The organism is Pseudomonas lalkuanensis (genome assembly GCF_008807375.1).
Lineage (GTDB): Bacteria > Pseudomonadota > Gammaproteobacteria > Pseudomonadales > Pseudomonadaceae > Metapseudomonas > Metapseudomonas lalkuanensis.
Genome location: NZ_CP043311.1, coordinates 194,516 through 210,073 on the forward strand (window position 1 = coordinate 194,516; position 15,558 = coordinate 210,073).

Consider the following 15,558-nt stretch of genomic DNA (forward strand, 5'->3'; position numbering starts at 1 on the left):
GAATTCTACGCGCATTTCCTTGCAGGGGGCTTACCGCTGGGGCGGAACTTGCGGCGGTGGGTGTTGAATCATCCCGAGGGCTGGCTCAGTACGTCGCAACCCTGCTCAGTTCAGGGCTTCCAGCCATTCGCCCGTGTCGATTTTCGACAGTTCGTACCTGTGATTTCGACACTTCTTCGACCCCTGCCACGGGTACCAAAGGCCTTGGAAAGGCACTGAAATCTCACAGCCAGAAAATGGTTCCCATAACCAGAAGCTCCAGCACAACCAGAACGACCAGCGTCCTATCAACAAACAGGAGTGCCGGCCCGACAGGTTTCCCGATGCCCTTTCGATAGTCGATAAGAGACCGCACCGCACAAGCAAGGCCTGGGATGATGGTGAACAGGAACCACGAAAAATCTGCCATCAGTTGCAGCTCCTCATCGTACCGGCTCAGTGCCTTCGGTCTGGCAGAGCCTTTCGGGCAATCCATCATCACTTTCACGGCACCCGCCACGGGACCAGGTGCTAACATGTTTTGGCAAATTTTGCCAAAAAGGTGGATTCCCATGAGCACCATGAACATCTCCCTGCCCGACGCCCTCAAGAGCTTTGTCGATGATCAGGTCAGCCAGCGCGGCTATGGCACCAGTAGCGAGTATGTCCGCGAACTGATCCGCAAGGACCAGGACCGCCAGCGCCTGCGCAACCTGCTCCTGGACGGCGCCGCCTCCTCCCCTGCCGCCCCGGCCGATGACAACTACTTCGAAGCACTGCGCAACCGGGTACGGAACGCCAAGGCATGAAAGCCAAGCCCATCATTCCCCGGGTACTGGCTAATCAGGATATCGACGACGCCATCAGCTACTACCTGAGCGAGGCAACTGAGCAAGCTGCTCTCGGCTTCATCGACGCCCTGGAGCGGGCCTATAAGCACATCAGCCGGCATCCCGAATCGGGGTCATCACGGTACGCCCATGAACTCGATCTGCCAGGGCTGCGCTCCTGGACGTTGAAGCGCTATCCCTACCTGGTCTTCTATATCGAGCGTGAAGATCACATTGATGTTTGGCGGGTGTTGCATGGGATGAGGGATATTCCGGCTTGGATGCAGGATAACGAGAGAAGTTAAGTACGTCCCAGTTAATACCAGGAAGGAATCCTATGAAATTTAACTGTGGCAAATATTCGCTTTCAACCAAGAAAAACTCAGCCACCGGAAAAGAATTCACCAGATTGGAGAATAAGCGAATAATCTATTTCGCGACTGTGCTGATCTCTTTATTTCAAATTTCTACTGTCCTATCCATGGAGTTCGGCAATAATTCTGGAAAGGCCAAGAATGGGCCTGCTCCCGCCGTAGGTGATAGAGACTATAGAATTGACCAAATCTAATCACCAATATACGGCTCTCCGGAAGGCAAGAGCTTCTTCTTGCATTACTGCATGCCTGGTTTCGTTCCACATGGAATCGGAGAGTGTGAACTGAAAGTCGCTCCTGGCAGCGACCCGAACAGCATTCAGGTCCATTACAAATATTCATTAGATGGGCGCAATGCGGAACATGCAAGACTGGAGGGGAGCCCGACGTTTCTTTTCCCATTCCCAGTCAATAAAAACATAAAAAACAATACCCCTTATTTTGAGCACTACAAGAAGAGATCTGAACTAGCCATAAAAAGCCGCTATCCGGCTTCGAAAATTCCAGACCAGTCAAATAACAAATACGAAGGACTGGATCGCTACGAATCCCCATTACTCCCTGGAGGCTGGTGGGTACCCAAGGACACCTCCGAATATAAAACGAAACTTGGCAATCCTCCGATGTTCGTATGCAGCAGTTCCTTTTGCATATTGACACTTGATCAAGGTAACGGCTGGATTGTGGAGGCTATCTTTAATGAGTCCGCACTTGAAGATTGGCGAACATTCTTCGTGCAGTTCAATGAGTCAATCGACAAAATAATGCAACCTACGCATTGAAGGCAGTGAGAGTCGCTCCCACAATAAGTCCCGGAAGGTGAAGTCGAGGTGTGGCTTTAGCCGTTGATGAACTTGCTCAGGAACTGCTTGGTGCGCTCTTCCTTCGGCGCGCTGAACAGCGCCTTGGCATCGCCTTGTTCGACGATCACGCCCTTGTCGATGAAGATCGCGCGGTTGGCCACGTCGCGGGCGAAGCTCATTTCGTGGGTGACGATCACCATGGTGCGTTTCTCTTCCGCCAGGCCACGGATGGTGGCGAGCACTTCGCCCACCAGCTCCGGGTCGAGCGCCGAGGTGGGTTCGTCGAAGAGGATCACGTCGGGCTCCATCGCCAGGGCGCGGGCGATGGCCACGCGTTGTTGCTGGCCGCCGGAGAGGCGCTTGGGATAGGCATCTTCCTTGCCCGCCAGGCCGACCTTGGCCAGCAGCCGGCGGGCCCTCTCGATGGCGCGCTCGCGGGGTTCCTTTTTCACCACCACCGGGCCTTCGATGACGTTCTCCAGCGCGGTGCGATGGGGGAAGAGGTTGAAGTTCTGGAAGACGAAACCGACGTGCTGGCGCAACTTGCGGATCAGCCCTTGCTGCTGCTTCAGCGGCTTGCTCGCGTCGATTTCTATCTGGCCCACGCGGATGAGCCCGCCACTGGGCACTTCCAGCAGGTTGAGGCAGCGCAGCAGGGTGGTCTTGCCCGAGCCGCTGGGGCCGATGATGGCCACCACTTCGCCCGGCTCGATGGTCAGGTCGATGCCCTTGAGCACCTCCTGGCCCTTGAAGGATTTGGTCAGGTTACGGACGGTGATCATCAGCTGTCCTGCTCATGCTGGTTGACCCGCGCCTCGAGGCGGCCCTGGAAGTGCGACAGCACGGTGGCCAGCACCCAGTAGATCAGCGCGGCGGCCAGGTACATGGTGAAAATCTCGAAGGTGCGCGCGGTGATCAGCTGCGCCTGGCGGAACAGCTCCGGCACCTGGATGGTGGCGGCCAGGGCGGTGTCCTTGACCAACGAAATGAAGCTGTTGCCGAGCGGCGGCAGGGCGGTGCGCGCGGCCTGCGGGAGGATGGCGCGGACCAGGGTCTGGGTGCGGCTCATGCCGATGCTGGCGGCGGCTTCCCATTGGCCCCGGTCGATGGAGGCGATGGCGGCGCGGAGGATTTCCGAGGTGTAGGCGGCCATGTTCAGCGAGAAGCCGATCAGCGCCGCGGGCAGCGGTTCGAGCTGGATGCCCAGCTGCGGCAGGCCGTAATAGATCATGAACAACTGCACCAGCAGCGGCGTGCCACGGAAGAAGGACACATAGATCCGCGAAATCCACTGCAGGGCGGTGAAACCGTAGAGGCGCATCAGGGCGAGGACGAACCCCAGCAGCAGTCCGAAGAACATGCCGCCGAGGCTCAGTACTACCGTAAAAACCGCGCCCTTCAACAGGAAGGGCGCGGAATCCAGCGCAAGTTGAAGGCTTGCGTCGATCATTGGGTCACGTCAGCCTTGAACCATTTCTCGGAGAGCTTCTTCAGGGTGCCGTCGGCTTTCAGCTTGGCCAGCGCCTTGTCGATGGCGGCCAGCAGTTCCGGGTTGCCCTTGCGCAGGGCGATGCCGGCTTCCTGGCGGGAGAAGGGTTCGCCGGTCACGGCCAGCTTGCCACCGGTTTTCTCGACCATTTCGAAGGCGGCCAGGCGGTCCACCAGGATGGCGTCGATGCGGCCGACGTTGAGGTCCTGGAACTTGGTGGGGTCATCGTCGTAGGTGCGGATGTCGGCCTGCGGGACGTTTTCCTTCAGCCACTGCTCGTAGTTGGTGCCAAGGCCCACGCCGACTTTCTTGCCAGCCAGGTCGGCAGCGGACTTGATGCCGCCCTCGGTGCCCTTGCGCACCAGCGCCTGGATGCCCGAGACGGTGTAGGGCGTGGAGAAGTCGTACTTCTTCTTGCGCTCGTCGGAGATGGTCACCTGGTTGATCACCACGTCCAGGCGCTTGGATTCCAGCGCAGCCAGAATGCCGTCCCACTTGGTCGGCTGGAACTCGGCCTTCACGCCCAGCTCCTTGGCCAGGGCCTCGGCCAGTTCCACTTCGAAGCCGGTCAGCTTGCCGCTCTCGTCCTGGTAGTTGAAGGGCGGGTAGGTGCCTTCAAGGCCGACCTTGATAGCGCCTTTCTGCTGGATGTCCTGGAGCAGGTCGGCGGCGGAGCTGGTGCCGACGAAACTGGCGCCGAGCACCAGGCTCAGGCTGCCGAGGATGAACTGGCGACGCAGGGTAGCAAATGTCATATGAGCCTCACGGGGCAGGTGTCTAAAGGTGGGGCAACTCTAGGGATTTGGTTATATGCAATAAAATAATTAAAAATTATTCATTGCTTCAAAAAAAAGCATAAGCAGGAGTCACGGGGTACCCGCAGGATGATAGGCGAACAACGCGGGGGAGCCACCGGTGTGCAGGAACAGCACCGGCCCATCGCCTTCGAATGCGTCCTTGGCGATGCCATCCAGCAGGCCGGCGAAGGCCTTGCCGGTGTAGACCGGGTCCAGCAGCAAGCCTTCGTGGCTGGCGACCTGGCGCACGGCGGCGAGGGTGCCGGCGTTCGGTTCGCCATAGCGCGGGAAGAAGTACTGGTCCCACAACTCCACCTTGAGCCCGGCCGGAACCGGTACGCCGAGCAGCTCGGCGGTGCGTTGCAGCAGGCCTTCCACCTTGGGCCGTTGGGTGGCGTCCGGGCGCGATACGGTGACGCCGACCACGCGCGTGCCGGGCAGGGCGTGTTCCAGTGCCAGGGCGAGGCCGGCATGGGTGCCGGCGCTGCCGGAAGCCAGCACCACGGCGGAGAAGTGCTCGCCGCTCGCCTTGATCTGTTCGGCCAGTTCCAGGCCGGCACGCACATAGCCCAGCGCGCCCAGGGCGTTGGAGCCGCCGATCGGGACCAGGTAGGGACGCTTGCCAGCGGCGCGCAGGCGTTCGCCGGTGGCGGCGAGGAGTTCGTCGGCGTTGTCCAGGTTCGGCACGAGTTCGACCTCGGTGCCGAACAGGTCCAGTAGCAGGCGGTTGCCATTGCCGAGGTAGTTGCTGTCGGAGGTGCCGATGGGGTTTTCCAGCAACGCGACGCAGCCAAGGCCCAGTCGCGCGGCGAGTGCCGCCGTCTGGCGCACGTGGTTGGACTGGATGGCGCCCGCGGTGACCAGGGTATCGGCCCGCTGGGCCAGGGCGTCGGCGGCGAGGAATTCCAGTTTGCGCACCTTGTTGCCGCCCAGGGCGAAGGGCGTGATGTCGTCGCGCTTCACGAAGACGTCACGACCAAGCTGGCGTGAGAGCCGCTCCAGCTTCTCCAGCGGGGTGGGCGAGGGAACCAGTTCCAGGCGGGAAAAGCGGGCGAGGGCGGCGTTGAGCATGACAGCGGCTCACTGGGCAGTTGCGAAGCCTGCCACTCTAGTGAGCCTGCGCTTTGCAGGCAATTCTCAGAGGCGACATGAAAGTACTGGTCAGTCAGGGCGGAGACGGCATCGGGCGACCTGTTCTCATGTCAAAAATGGAATATAAAAATAAAAAAATAATATTTGTTAGTTATAAACAATCTTCGTAGTGTCGCCTCAACCCGGCGCACCCGGACCGGGCATCCCAACACTTGCTCGCGGCTGAAGATCCAGCCGGAGCCGCAGAATCGAAAAGGATCATCATGAAGAAGACCCTGCTGTTGACCGCTCTGGCTGCCGCCCTGTCCGTAACCTTCGCCCAGGCCGGCGAGAAGCTCGTAGTCGCCGCCACCCCGGTACCCCACGCCGAAATCCTGGAGCTGATCAAACCTCAGCTGGCCAAGGAAGGCGTGGACCTGGAAGTGAAGGTCTTTACCGACTACGTGCAGCCCAACGTGCAGGTGGACCAGAAGCGTCTGGACGCCAACTATTTCCAGACCAAGCCCTACCTGGACAACTTCAACAGCGGCAAAGGCACCGACCTGGTGATCGTCAAGGGCGTACACGTCGAGCCCTTCGGCGGCTACTCCAGCAAGTACAAATCCCTGAAAGAGCTGCCGGACGGCGCCACCATCGCCCTCCCCAACGAAGGCAGCAACAGCGGCCGCGCCCTGATCCTGCTGCAGAAAGCTGGCGTGCTGAAGCTGAAGGATCCGAAGAACGCCCTGGCCACCCCCAGGGACATCGCCGAGAACCCGCACAACTTCAAGTTCAAGGAACTGGAGTCGGCCCTGCTGCCGCGTGTGCTGGACCAGGTCGACCTGGCCCTGATCAACACCAACTACGCGCTGGAAGCCAAGCTGAACCCGACCAGGGACGCGCTGGTGCTAGAAGACCGCACCTCGCCCTACGTGAACTACCTGGTGGCCCGTCCGGACAACAAGGACAGCGACGCCATCAAGAAACTCTCCGCCGCGCTGACCAGCCCGGAGGTGAAAGCCTTCATCGAGCAGAAGTACTCCGGCGCGGTCGTGCCGGCGTTCTGATCACCTGCTAGCCACGGTGGCGCACCGGCCAGTGCGCCCCTCCTCACGCCGACGAGTCTCGACTATCGTCGGCGTTCTTTTTTTCGGGGCGGATCGAGTCTTCTTGTGGGAGCGAATTCATTCGCGACAGGACCGCGAAGCGGGCCAGATCTGATTGGCAGGCCTTCGGCCTGCTTCGCGAATAAATTCGCTCCTACACGCGTTCCAATCCGCCTCCTGCCTTGGAGGCATTCCCATGTCCACTCCCAAACCCGGCCTTTCCACCCGTTCCGTCCACAGCGGCAACGAGGTCGACCGCAGGATGGTCACCCGGCCCAAGACCCTGCCGATCTACGAATCCTCGGTGTTCGTCTACGACTCGCTGGAGCAGGTGGACGACTTCCTCGCCGGCAACCCCGACAACTACATGTACACCCGCATCGCCAACCCCAACCAGGCGGCGCTGGAAGAGCTGCTGTGTGCACTGGAAGGCGGCGAAGCGGCGTTGTTCTCCGCGTCCGGCATGGCCTCGGTGAGCGCGGCGCTGCTGGGCCGGCTGAATGCCGGTGACCACCTGATCGCCAGCCGCGAGCTGTACGGCACCACCCAGAGCCTGATCCAGAAGGAGCTGGCGCGCTTCGGCATCACCGCCACCCTGGTGGAGATCAACGACCTGGCGGCGGTGGAAGCAGCCATCACCCCGGCAACGAAACTCATCTACACCGAAACCGCCTCCAACCCGCTGGTGCGGGTCAGCGATGTGCCGGCGCTGGCGAAGCTGGCCAGGGCGCGCGGCCTGAAGCTGCTGGTGGACAACACCTTCCTCTCGCCCGCGCTCTACATCCCGCTGGCCGAGGGCGCCGACCTGGTGCTGCACAGCACCACCAAGTACCTCAACGGCCATAGCGACGCCACTGGCGGCATTCTGGTTGGCGATGCCGAGTGGATCGCCCAGGCGCGCCGCTTCCAGATCAATGCCGGGGGCAGCGCCAGTCCCTTCGAAGCCTGGCTGACCTTCCGTGGCGCCAAGACCCTCGCCCTGCGCATGAAGGCCCACTCGGCCAACGCCCAGGCCCTGGCCGAAGCCCTGGAAGCCCACCCGAAGGTGGCTCGGGTGTTCTACCCCGGCCTGCCGTCCCACCCGGATTACGCCCTGGCTCAGCGTCTGTTCCCCAAGGGCGCCTCGGGCATGCTCAGCTTCACCCTGCACGGCGGCCTGGCCGAGGTGGACGCGCTGATCCGTGCCCTGAACAACACCGCCTTCGCGCCGTCGCTCGCGGGCGTGGCCAGCAGCATCACCCACCCCGGCAAGACCTCCCATCGCGCCCTGTCGCCGGAAGCCCTGGCGGAACTGGATATCCACGACGGCACCATTCGCGTGTCGGTGGGTATCGAGGATGCGGCGGATATCGTTCAGGACTTCGTGCAGGCGTTGGATAGCCTCTGAGGTGCGCGTTCTTGTGGGTCTTCTTGTGGGAGCGAATTCATTCGCGATGAACCGCGCAGCGGTCGCTATTGGCAGGCCTTTGGCCTGCTTTCGCAAATGAATTCGCTCCCACATCCGTCCTCAGCGGGCTGCCATAACCTTATTCGATAAAAGTATTTCACTGCGCGTTCTTATGCTCGCTATTCTCTCGCCACAACTTGTTATAACAAGTAAGGATCGCGAGCGAACAACGACATGGCCGAACTGCTTCCCCTCTCCCCGGTACCGCTCTACAGCCAGCTCAAGGAGCTTCTGCGCGGGCGCATCCTCGACGGCACCTACCCGCCTCACAGCCGCATGCCTTCGGAAAGCGAGCTGGGCAAGGCGTGCAACGTCAGCCGCATCACCGTACGCCAGGCGCTGGGTGATCTGCAGAAGGAAGGCCTGATCTTCAAGATCCACGGCAAGGGCACCTTCGTCGCCAAGCCAAAGGCTTTCCAGAACGTCAGCACCCTCCAGGGCCTGGCCGAGTCCATGACCCAGATGGGCTACGAGGTGCTCAACCGACTGCGCAGCTTCAAGCACGTGCCGGCCAGTGCCCTGGTGGCGGCGCGCCTGCAGGTGGAGGAAGGCAGCCCGGTGACCGAAATCCGCCGTGTGCGCCTGATCAACCGTGAGCCGGTCTCCCTGGAAGTCACCTGGTTGCCGAAGGCGGTGGGCGAGAAGCTGGAGAAGGCCGACCTCGCCACCCGCGACATCTTCCTCATCCTCGAGAACGACTGCGGCATTCCCCTCGGTCATGCCGATCTGGCCATCGATGCGGTGCTCGCCGACGACGACCTGACCCAGGCGCTGGAAGTGCAAGAGGGCTCGCCGATCATGCGCATCGAGCGCCTCACCCACGCCGCCGACGGCACGCCGCTGGACTTCGAACACCTTTACTACCGCGGCGATGCCTTCCAGTACCGCCTGCGCATCGACCGCCAGAAGGGACCCCAGGCATGAGCACCCGAGAACAGGAATACGACATCGTCGTCATCGGCGGTGGCACCGCCGGCCCCATGGCCGCCATCAAGGCCAAGGAAAAGAACCGCGAGCTGCGCGTGCTGCTGCTGGACAAGGCCAACGTCAAGCGCAGCGGCGCCATCAGCATGGGCATGGACGGCCTGAACAACGCCATCATCCCGGGCCACGCGACGCCCGAGCAGTACACCAAGGAAATCACCATCGCCAACGACGGCATCGTCAACCAGGCGACCGTGCATGCCTACGCCACCCACAGTTTCCAAACCATCGAGCAACTGGACCGCTGGGGTGTGAAGTTCGAGAAGGACGAGACCGGCGACTACGCGGTGAAGAAGGTCCACCACATGGGCGCCTACGTGCTGCCGATGCCCGAGGGGCACGACATCAAGAAGGTGCTCTACCGCCAGCTCAAGCGTGCGCGGGTGGAGATCAGCAACCGTATCGTCTGCACCCGGCTGCTGCTGGATGGCGAGGGTGCGGCGAGCGGGGTAATGGGCTTCGACTGCCGCAGCGGCGAGTTCCGGGTGATCCGCGCCAAGGCGGTGATCCTTGCCTGTGGCGCCGCTGGCCGCCTCGGCCTGCCGTCTTCCGGCTACCTGATGGGCACCTACGAGAACCCCACCAATGCCGGCGACGGTTACGCCATGGCGTATCACGCCGGGGCGGAGCTTTCGAACCTGGAGTGCTTCCAGATCAACCCGCTGATCAAGGACTACAACGGCCCGGCCTGCGCCTACGTCACCGGCCCCCTGGGCGGCTATACCGCCAACAGCAAGGGCGAGCGCTTCATCGAGTGCGACTACTGGAGCGGCCAGATGATGTGGGAGTTCCACCAGGAGCTCGAAGGCGGCAACGGCCCGGTGTTCCTCAAGCTCGATCACCTGGCCGAGGAAACCATCCAGACGATCGAGGAAATCCTCCACAGCAACGAGCGTCCCAGCCGTGGTCAATTCCACGCCAACCGGGGCACCGACTACCGCTCGCAGATGGTCGAGATGCACATCTCCGAGATCGGCTTCTGCTCCGGGCATTCGGCCTCGGGCGTCTGGGTCAACGAGAAGGCCGAAACGTCGGTGAAAGGGTTGTACGCGGCGGGCGACATGGCGGCAGTGCCGCACAACTACATGCTCGGCGCCTTCACCTACGGCTGGTTCGCCGGGGTCAACGCGGCGGACTACGTGGCCGGTCGCGACTTCGCCGAAGTCGATGCCGTGCAGGTGGAGCGCGAGCGGGCGCGGGTCTTCGCACCGCTGGAGCGCGAGCACGGCCTGCCGCCGGCCCAGGTGGAATACAAGCTGCGGCGCATGGTGAATGACTACCTGCAGCCGCCCAAGGTGACCAAGAAGATGGAAATCGGCCTCGCGCGTTTCGCCGAGATCGAACGGGACCTGGCGCAGATGAAGGCCAGCAATCCCCACGAACTGATGCGCGCAATGGAAGTGGCGGTGATCCGCGACTGCGCCGAAATGGCTGCCCGCGCATCGCTGTTCCGTGCCGAAAGCCGCTGGGGCCTGTACCACCATCGTGTGGACTTCCCCGAACGCAACGACGCCGAGTGGTTTTGCCATTGCCACCTGAAGAAGGGCGAGGACGGCCGCATGACCAGCTTCAAGAAAGCCGTGGAGCCCTACCTGATCCCGCTGGATGCGGAAGAGCAGCAGGCCTACGACCGCCTGCGAGTGAAGGCCGAAGCGGCAGCGTAGGTTGGTGCAGAGCGAAGCGAAGCCCAACAACCGGTTCGCAGAACCGGCCAGCGGATGAAAGCGGGAGTGCGCTGCGCTCTTCGCGGCTGAAGCCGCTCCCACCAAAGAGCAAGCCGAGAGCCCCAGGCTCCGAGGAAATCGTGAAATGGCCCATCAACCCCAGGAAATCTTCTTCCGCAGCAGCGCGCCGGTGACCATCGACGAAGACAAGTGCATCGCCGAAAAGGGCTGCACCGTTTGCGTCGAGGTCTGCCCGATGGACCTTCTGGCCATCAACCCGGCCACCCAGAAGGCCTACATGGCCTTCGACGAATGCTGGTACTGCATGCCCTGCGAGAAGGACTGCCCGACTGGCGCGGTGAAGGTGGAGATTCCTTATCTGCTGCGCTGACCGAGTGTCCCTACCCAAAACCAGAAAGCAAAAGCCATCCGGCCAACCCCCGGACGCCTCACCTGAAAGCCCCCTCGTTTCCCACCACCCGACCACGTGGCGGAGACGATTCCAATACTCATGATTCGAGGGGAAAAAACCCATGCGTCTTCGTGCAACCGTCGCCGGCCTTGCGCTGGCCATCTCCAGCCTGTCCGCCTCCGCGGAAACCATCCGTATCGCCATCGGCACCCAGGACACCACCATCAACTGCGCCACCGGCGGCCTGCTCATCCGCGAGCTGGGCCTGCTGGAGAAGTACCTGCCCCATGACGGCCAGTACAAGGACGCCGACTACCAGGTGGAGTGGAAGAACTTCACCAGCGGCGCGCCGCTGACCAACGAGATGGTCGCCGGCAAGCTGGACTTCGGCGCCATGGCCGACTTCCCCGGCTCCTTCAACGGCGTCGCGCATCTGGATGCCGGCAAGCAGAGCCTGTTCATCAGTGTGCTTTCGGGCAGCACCCGCGGTAGCGGCAACGGCATCGTGGTGCCGGCTTCGTCGCCGGTTCAATCGCTGGCCGAGCTCAAGGGCAAGACCATTTCCGTGCCCTTCGCTTCCACCGCCCACGGCATGCTGCTGCGCGCTGTCGCTGCCCAGGGCTGGGATCCGGAGAAGGATGTGCGGATCATCGCCCAGCCGCCGGAGATCGCCGGCTCCGCCCTGCGCAGCAACCGCATCGAGGCCCACGCCGACTTCGTGCCCTTCGCCGAGCTGTTCCCCAACCGTGGCTTCGCGCGGAAGATCTACGACGGCTCCCAGGCCGAGGCGCCCACCTTCCACGGGGCGCTGGTGGACGCGGCCTATGCGAAGAAATACCCGGAGATCGTCACCGCTTACCTGCGCGCCAGCCTGGAGGCCGACCGCCTGTTCGCCGAGTCGCCTGAGAAGTACAGCGAGCTGATCGAGAAGGTCACCGGCATCGAGGCCGAGGTGAACTACTTGTTCCACGGCCCCCTCGGCCTGCAGACCCGCGATCTCACCTGGAAGCCTGAATACCGCAAGGCGGTCGCCACCTCCATCGACACCCTGAAGCTGCTGAAGAAGACCGACCGTGGCCTGGACACCGGCAAGTTCATCGACGACCAGTACATCCGTGCGGCGTTCAAGGCAGCGGGCCAGGACTACGACAAGGCCCTGAAGAACTACGAGCCGCTGCCGCTCAAGGCCAACGACGCGGTGACCGGCAAGCCCATCACCGACTTCAAGCGCCTGGCGCAGATCTGGGTGCGTGGCGAAGACAAGGTGCGCCATTACGCGTCGCCGGAAGCGGCTCTGAGCGCGCTGGCGCAGCTGGAGCAGGAAGGCAAGGACATCCGCGCCATCTACGCCCAGGCCACCGACAGCGGCATCAAGTTGCTGGCCAACCAGGCCTGGTTCGTGCGCAACGACAAGGGTGAGCTGAGTGCCTTCCTGCTCAAGTCCCAGGCCGAGCAGTACGCCCAGCAGAATGGCGGCACGGCGCTCGACTTCGTCAGCGCCAACCAGAAGCTGGTGGCCCAGCGCTGACGCCAACGTAGGGCGCGCTGCGCGCACCGGAATCCCACTGCGGGCTTCCCGGTGCGCACGGCACACCCTACGGGAATCGGAGGAGTTCCCATGACGAATCTCTACCGCTGGCCCCTGCGCCTCGCCTCGCTGGCCGCCTGCCTGCTGTTCTGGCAGCTGGCCGCCAACGCGCGCCTGGACCTCGGGCTGTTCACCTTCACCTACGTACCCACGCCCGCCGCCGTGCTCGAAGCGGCCTGGCAGTTGGCGCACTCCAGCAAGCTGCTGCCACACCTTGGCAGCAGCTTGTCGCGGGTGTTCGCCGGCTACCTCGCCGCCGCCCTGCTGGGCGTGCTGCTGGGGCTGCTCATCGGCCGTTCGAAATGGGCCGAGGACAGCCTCCTGCCGCCGCTGGAAGTGCTGCGGCCGATTCCCGCGGTGGCCTGGATTCCCCTGGCCATCCTGATGTTTCCCTCGTCCGAGCTGTCGATGGTGTTCATCACTTTCACCGGCGCACTGTTCCCGATCCTGCTCAACACCGTGCACGGCGTGGAAGCGGTAGACCCGCGCCTGATCGCTTCGGCGCGCAGCCTGGGGGCCGGGCGGCTGGCGATCCTCCGTGAAGTGATACTGCCCGGCGCGGCGACGAGCATCGTCACTGGCCTGGCCATCGGCATGGGGACGTCGTGGTTCTGCCTGGTCACCGCCGAGATGATCTCCGGGCAGTTCGGCATCGGTTACTACACCTGGGAATCCTACGTGGTGCAGAACTACGCCGACATCGTCGTCGGCATGCTGCTGATCGGCCTGCTCGGCATGGGCAGCAGCGCCCTGGTGAAGCGCCTGGGCGCGCTCGCCACGCCCTGGTATCACGTGCGGAGGAACGCCTGATGAGCAGCTTCGAACGTGCTGTGGAACCTGGCCGCATCGAGGCCAGAGGCGTCTCCATCCGCCTGGGGCAGGGCCGCGATGCCTTCGAGGCCGTGCAGTCCCTGGACTTCGTCATCGCACCGGGGGAGTTCGTCTGCATCCTCGGCCCTTCGGGTTGCGGCAAGTCGACCCTGCTCGGCGCCCTCGCCGGCCACCTCAAGCCCAGCGCCGGCCGCCTGGATGTGGATGGCCAGCCGGTCGAGGGACCGTCGCCCGAGCGCGGCATGGTGTTCCAGCACCACACGCTCCTGCCCTGGCGCAGCGTGCTCGACAACGTCGCCTTCGGCCTGAAGATGCAGGGCATCGGCAAGCTCGAAAGGCAGCGCCGCGCCGCCGAGTTCCTCGGCCTGGTGGGGCTGGCGGATTTCGCCGAACGCTGGCCCAGCCAGCTCTCCGGCGGCATGCAGCAGCGCGCCGAGATCGCCCGCGTGCTGATCAATCGCCCTCGTCTGTTACTGATGGATGAACCCTTCGGCGCGCTGGACGCACAGACCCGTTCGCGCATGCAGGAACTGCTGCTGGATATCTGGACGCGCATCCGCACCACCGTGGTGTTCGTCACCCACGACATCGACGAGGCGCTGTTCCTCGCCGACCGCATCCTGGTGATGAGCCCGCGTCCCGGCCGCTTCATTGAAGACCTGCGCCTGGATTTCCCGCGTCCGCGCCGCGCCAGCCTGCTCACCAGCCCCGGCTTCACCCATCTGAAGCGTCATTGCCTGGAACTGCTGCGCCATGAAGACGGCCGCGAGCTGCCACGCCTGACCCCGCTGGGACTGCCTACCGACCACCCGCCCTTGCGAGTCGCCCTATGACCATCCGTGAAACCGACAACCCCGACATTCTCGACCTGCTGCCACGCCTCGCCGCTGACGATGCCGGTGTGCGCCGCATCGCCCTGATCGAACTGGCCGACCTGGAAGACCCGGAGGGCCTGCCCTGGCTCACCGACGCGCTGGTGGTGGACCCGGCCGCCGAGGTGCGCGCCGAGGCCGCGCGCCTGCTGGAAGCCTGGGAAGAGCCGGAAGTCGTGCAGGCCCTGTGTGCCGCCCTGGCGGACGCCGCCGAACCCGTGCGCCTGGCCGCCGCCCAGAGTCTGAGCGAGCTGAAGAGCCTGGAGGCGGGGCAACTGATCCTGCCCTGGGTGACTCACGCCGATGCTTTCGTGCGCAGCAGCGCCCTGCGTGCCCTGCGCGAATTGCGCCTGGAGGATGCGGCAGGTCCGGCGCTGCTGGCGCTGAGCGACAGCGACGCGACGGTGCGCCGCGAGGCAGTGGGCATCCTGGGTTGGCTCAAGCACGGCGAGGCACTGCCGGCGCTGGCGCGCCTGGCCAGCGACGATGCCGACACCGAAGTGCGTCGCGCCGCCACCGGCGCCCTTGGCCTGGCGCGCGATGCCGGGGTACTGCCGGCACTGTATGCGGCCTTGCGCGATACCGCCTGGCAGGTCCGCGAGGAAGCCGCCACCACCCTCGGCAAGGTCGGGCTGGCCGAAGCCGGCCCCGCGCTGGTCAAGGCCCTGGAGGACGACTACTGGCAGGTCCGCCTGCGCGCCGCCCGTGCCCTGGGGCGCTTGCGTTATCGGCAGGCCCTCGCCGAGCTGGCCACCCTGCTTGGCCATGGCATCGCCAACCTGCGCAAGGAAGCGGCGCTGTCCCTGGGCGAACTGGGCGATGCCGCCGCGTTGCCGGCGTTGTGTCAGGCGGAAGCCGACGGCGACCCGGAAGTGCGCAAGGCCGTGCGCATCGCTCTGGCGCAACTGCAGGGGGTGGCCTGATGGATACCCCCAACAGCCTGCGCAATTCCCTCGGCGAGGCGCAGCTGACCCTGGAGTGGGCCGATGGTGAGCAACAGCAGATCAGCCACACCCGCCTGCGTGGCGCCTGCCCCTGCTCGCAATGCAAGTCGGCGCGGCTGCGCGGGGTGATATCCATGGTGGATGAGGGCGTGCGCCTGGAGCGCATCGCCCTGCAGGGTTATGGCGTGCAACTGGTGTTCAGCGACGGCCACGAGCGCGGCATCTATCCCTGGGAATACCTGCGGGAGTTGGGCGGCATGTCAATGGCCAGCCGGATGAAGCCGATTCGGTAGGGTGCGCCGTGCGCACCAGCGGTTTGACGGGGTGCCGAAGCCGATTCCGGAATCGGTGCGCACAGGGCACCCTA

Annotated in this window: 18 protein-coding genes; 13 read left to right on the plus strand and 5 right to left on the minus strand. The window is 63.6% G+C overall.

What is annotated here, in order from left to right; translation table 11 throughout:
• Window positions 1-223: 223 nt before the first annotated feature.
• Window positions 224-562, minus strand: coding sequence for a hypothetical protein (locus tag FXN65_RS00920; protein WP_151131220.1), 339 nt, complete (start codon window positions 560-562; stop codon window positions 224-226).
• Here FXN65_RS00920 and FXN65_RS00925 point away from each other — a divergent pair.
• The 3 genes from FXN65_RS00925 (at window position 552) to FXN65_RS00935 (ending at window position 1,965) form a co-directional block, all read left to right on the plus strand.
• Window positions 552-788 carry a type II toxin-antitoxin system ParD family antitoxin gene (locus FXN65_RS00925; RefSeq protein WP_151131221.1) on the plus strand — a complete coding sequence of 79 codons (237 nt, stop codon included), beginning with the start codon at window positions 552-554 and terminating at the stop codon, window positions 786-788. The two genes, FXN65_RS00920 and FXN65_RS00925, sit on opposite strands and share 11 nt — an antisense overlap.
• Window positions 785-1,114: a type II toxin-antitoxin system RelE/ParE family toxin gene (locus tag FXN65_RS00930; RefSeq protein ID WP_151131222.1), complete on the plus strand. Its 330-nt coding sequence runs from the start codon at window positions 785-787 to the stop codon at window positions 1,112-1,114. The genes FXN65_RS00925 and FXN65_RS00930 overlap by 4 nt, the downstream gene beginning before the upstream one ends.
• A 314-nt stretch (window positions 1,115-1,428) precedes the next feature.
• Window positions 1,429-1,965 carry a hypothetical protein gene (locus tag FXN65_RS00935; protein ID WP_151131223.1) on the plus strand — a complete coding sequence of 179 codons (537 nt, stop codon included), beginning with the start codon at window positions 1,429-1,431 and terminating at the stop codon, window positions 1,963-1,965.
• Window positions 1,966-2,021: 56 nt separating this feature from the next.
• Here the strand turns inward: FXN65_RS00935 and tcyN are convergent, their stop codons facing one another.
• The 4 genes from tcyN to FXN65_RS00955 form a co-directional block, all read right to left on the minus strand.
• Entirely contained in the window at window positions 2,022-2,768 is a 747-nt protein-coding gene (gene tcyN, locus FXN65_RS00940; RefSeq protein ID WP_151131224.1) for an L-cystine ABC transporter ATP-binding protein TcyN, read from the minus strand.
• Complete coding sequence (tcyL, locus tag FXN65_RS00945) at window positions 2,768-3,436, minus strand: cystine ABC transporter permease (RefSeq protein WP_069081501.1); 669 nt, start codon at window positions 3,434-3,436, stop codon at window positions 2,768-2,770. Before tcyL ends, tcyN begins: the two co-directional genes overlap by 1 nt.
• Complete coding sequence (gene tcyJ / locus FXN65_RS00950; protein ID WP_151131225.1) at window positions 3,433-4,230, minus strand: cystine ABC transporter substrate-binding protein; 798 nt, start codon at window positions 4,228-4,230, stop codon at window positions 3,433-3,435. Before tcyJ ends, tcyL begins: the two co-directional genes overlap by 4 nt.
• A 111-nt stretch (window positions 4,231-4,341) precedes the next feature.
• Window positions 4,342-5,343, minus strand: a complete 1,002-nt coding sequence (locus FXN65_RS00955) for a D-cysteine desulfhydrase (protein ID WP_151131226.1) — start codon at window positions 5,341-5,343, stop codon at window positions 4,342-4,344.
• 284 nt (window positions 5,344-5,627) lie between these two features.
• On the opposite strand from FXN65_RS00955, the gene FXN65_RS00960 reads away from it, so the two are divergent.
• The 10 genes from FXN65_RS00960 (at window position 5,628) to FXN65_RS01005 (ending at window position 15,484) form a co-directional block, all read left to right on the plus strand.
• Window positions 5,628-6,410, plus strand: coding sequence for a MetQ/NlpA family ABC transporter substrate-binding protein (locus FXN65_RS00960; protein ID WP_151131227.1), 783 nt, complete (start codon window positions 5,628-5,630; stop codon window positions 6,408-6,410).
• 235 nt (window positions 6,411-6,645) lie between these two features.
• Complete coding sequence (locus FXN65_RS00965; RefSeq protein ID WP_151131228.1) at window positions 6,646-7,836, plus strand: trans-sulfuration enzyme family protein; 1,191 nt, start codon at window positions 6,646-6,648, stop codon at window positions 7,834-7,836.
• 234 nt (window positions 7,837-8,070) lie between these two features.
• Entirely contained in the window at window positions 8,071-8,820 is a 750-nt protein-coding gene (locus FXN65_RS00970; RefSeq protein WP_151131229.1) for a GntR family transcriptional regulator, read from the plus strand.
• Window positions 8,817-10,544 (plus strand): fumarate reductase/succinate dehydrogenase flavoprotein subunit, encoded by a 1,728-nt coding sequence (locus tag FXN65_RS00975; protein ID WP_151131230.1) that lies wholly within the window; start codon window positions 8,817-8,819, stop codon window positions 10,542-10,544. Before FXN65_RS00970 ends, FXN65_RS00975 begins: the two co-directional genes overlap by 4 nt.
• A 145-nt stretch (window positions 10,545-10,689) precedes the next feature.
• Window positions 10,690-10,935 (plus strand): 4Fe-4S dicluster domain-containing protein, encoded by a 246-nt coding sequence (locus FXN65_RS00980; protein ID WP_028629110.1) that lies wholly within the window; start codon window positions 10,690-10,692, stop codon window positions 10,933-10,935.
• Window positions 10,936-11,077: 142 nt separating this feature from the next.
• Complete coding sequence (locus tag FXN65_RS00985; RefSeq protein ID WP_151131231.1) at window positions 11,078-12,484, plus strand: ABC transporter substrate-binding protein; 1,407 nt, start codon at window positions 11,078-11,080, stop codon at window positions 12,482-12,484.
• Window positions 12,485-12,574: 90 nt separating this feature from the next.
• Complete coding sequence (locus FXN65_RS00990) at window positions 12,575-13,354, plus strand: ABC transporter permease (RefSeq protein WP_151131232.1); 780 nt, start codon at window positions 12,575-12,577, stop codon at window positions 13,352-13,354.
• Window positions 13,354-14,208, plus strand: a complete 855-nt coding sequence (locus tag FXN65_RS00995) for an ABC transporter ATP-binding protein (RefSeq protein ID WP_151131233.1) — start codon at window positions 13,354-13,356, stop codon at window positions 14,206-14,208. Before FXN65_RS00990 ends, FXN65_RS00995 begins: the two co-directional genes overlap by 1 nt.
• Window positions 14,205-15,170 (plus strand): HEAT repeat domain-containing protein, encoded by a 966-nt coding sequence (locus tag FXN65_RS01000; RefSeq protein ID WP_151131234.1) that lies wholly within the window; start codon window positions 14,205-14,207, stop codon window positions 15,168-15,170. Before FXN65_RS00995 ends, FXN65_RS01000 begins: the two co-directional genes overlap by 4 nt.
• Window positions 15,170-15,484, plus strand: coding sequence for a DUF971 domain-containing protein (locus FXN65_RS01005; protein ID WP_151131235.1), 315 nt, complete (start codon window positions 15,170-15,172; stop codon window positions 15,482-15,484). The genes FXN65_RS01000 and FXN65_RS01005 overlap by 1 nt, the downstream gene beginning before the upstream one ends.
• Window positions 15,485-15,558: the final 74 nt, after the last annotated feature.

Coding starts and splice junctions, on each gene's coding strand:
- FXN65_RS00925 (WP_151131221.1), top strand. CDS start 552: ATGAGCACCATGAACATCTCCCTGCCCGACGCCCTCAAGAGCTTTGTC.
- FXN65_RS00920 (WP_151131220.1), bottom strand. CDS start 562: ATGGTGCTCATGGGAATCCACCTTTTTGGCAAAATTTGCCAAAACATG.
- FXN65_RS00930 (WP_151131222.1), top strand. CDS start 785: ATGAAAGCCAAGCCCATCATTCCCCGGGTACTGGCTAATCAGGATATC.
- FXN65_RS00935 (WP_151131223.1), top strand. CDS start 1,429: ATGCCTGGTTTCGTTCCACATGGAATCGGAGAGTGTGAACTGAAAGTC.
- tcyN (WP_151131224.1), bottom strand. CDS start 2,768: ATGATCACCGTCCGTAACCTGACCAAATCCTTCAAGGGCCAGGAGGTG.
- tcyL (WP_069081501.1), bottom strand. CDS start 3,436: ATGATCGACGCAAGCCTTCAACTTGCGCTGGATTCCGCGCCCTTCCTG.
- tcyJ (WP_151131225.1), bottom strand. CDS start 4,230: ATGACATTTGCTACCCTGCGTCGCCAGTTCATCCTCGGCAGCCTGAGC.
- FXN65_RS00955 (WP_151131226.1), bottom strand. CDS start 5,343: ATGCTCAACGCCGCCCTCGCCCGCTTTTCCCGCCTGGAACTGGTTCCC.
- FXN65_RS00960 (WP_151131227.1), top strand. CDS start 5,628: ATGAAGAAGACCCTGCTGTTGACCGCTCTGGCTGCCGCCCTGTCCGTA.
- FXN65_RS00965 (WP_151131228.1), top strand. CDS start 6,646: ATGTCCACTCCCAAACCCGGCCTTTCCACCCGTTCCGTCCACAGCGGC.
- FXN65_RS00970 (WP_151131229.1), top strand. CDS start 8,071: ATGGCCGAACTGCTTCCCCTCTCCCCGGTACCGCTCTACAGCCAGCTC.
- FXN65_RS00975 (WP_151131230.1), top strand. CDS start 8,817: ATGAGCACCCGAGAACAGGAATACGACATCGTCGTCATCGGCGGTGGC.
- FXN65_RS00980 (WP_028629110.1), top strand. CDS start 10,690: ATGGCCCATCAACCCCAGGAAATCTTCTTCCGCAGCAGCGCGCCGGTG.
- FXN65_RS00985 (WP_151131231.1), top strand. CDS start 11,078: ATGCGTCTTCGTGCAACCGTCGCCGGCCTTGCGCTGGCCATCTCCAGC.
- FXN65_RS00990 (WP_151131232.1), top strand. CDS start 12,575: ATGACGAATCTCTACCGCTGGCCCCTGCGCCTCGCCTCGCTGGCCGCC.
- FXN65_RS00995 (WP_151131233.1), top strand. CDS start 13,354: ATGAGCAGCTTCGAACGTGCTGTGGAACCTGGCCGCATCGAGGCCAGA.
- FXN65_RS01000 (WP_151131234.1), top strand. CDS start 14,205: ATGACCATCCGTGAAACCGACAACCCCGACATTCTCGACCTGCTGCCA.
- FXN65_RS01005 (WP_151131235.1), top strand. CDS start 15,170: ATGGATACCCCCAACAGCCTGCGCAATTCCCTCGGCGAGGCGCAGCTG.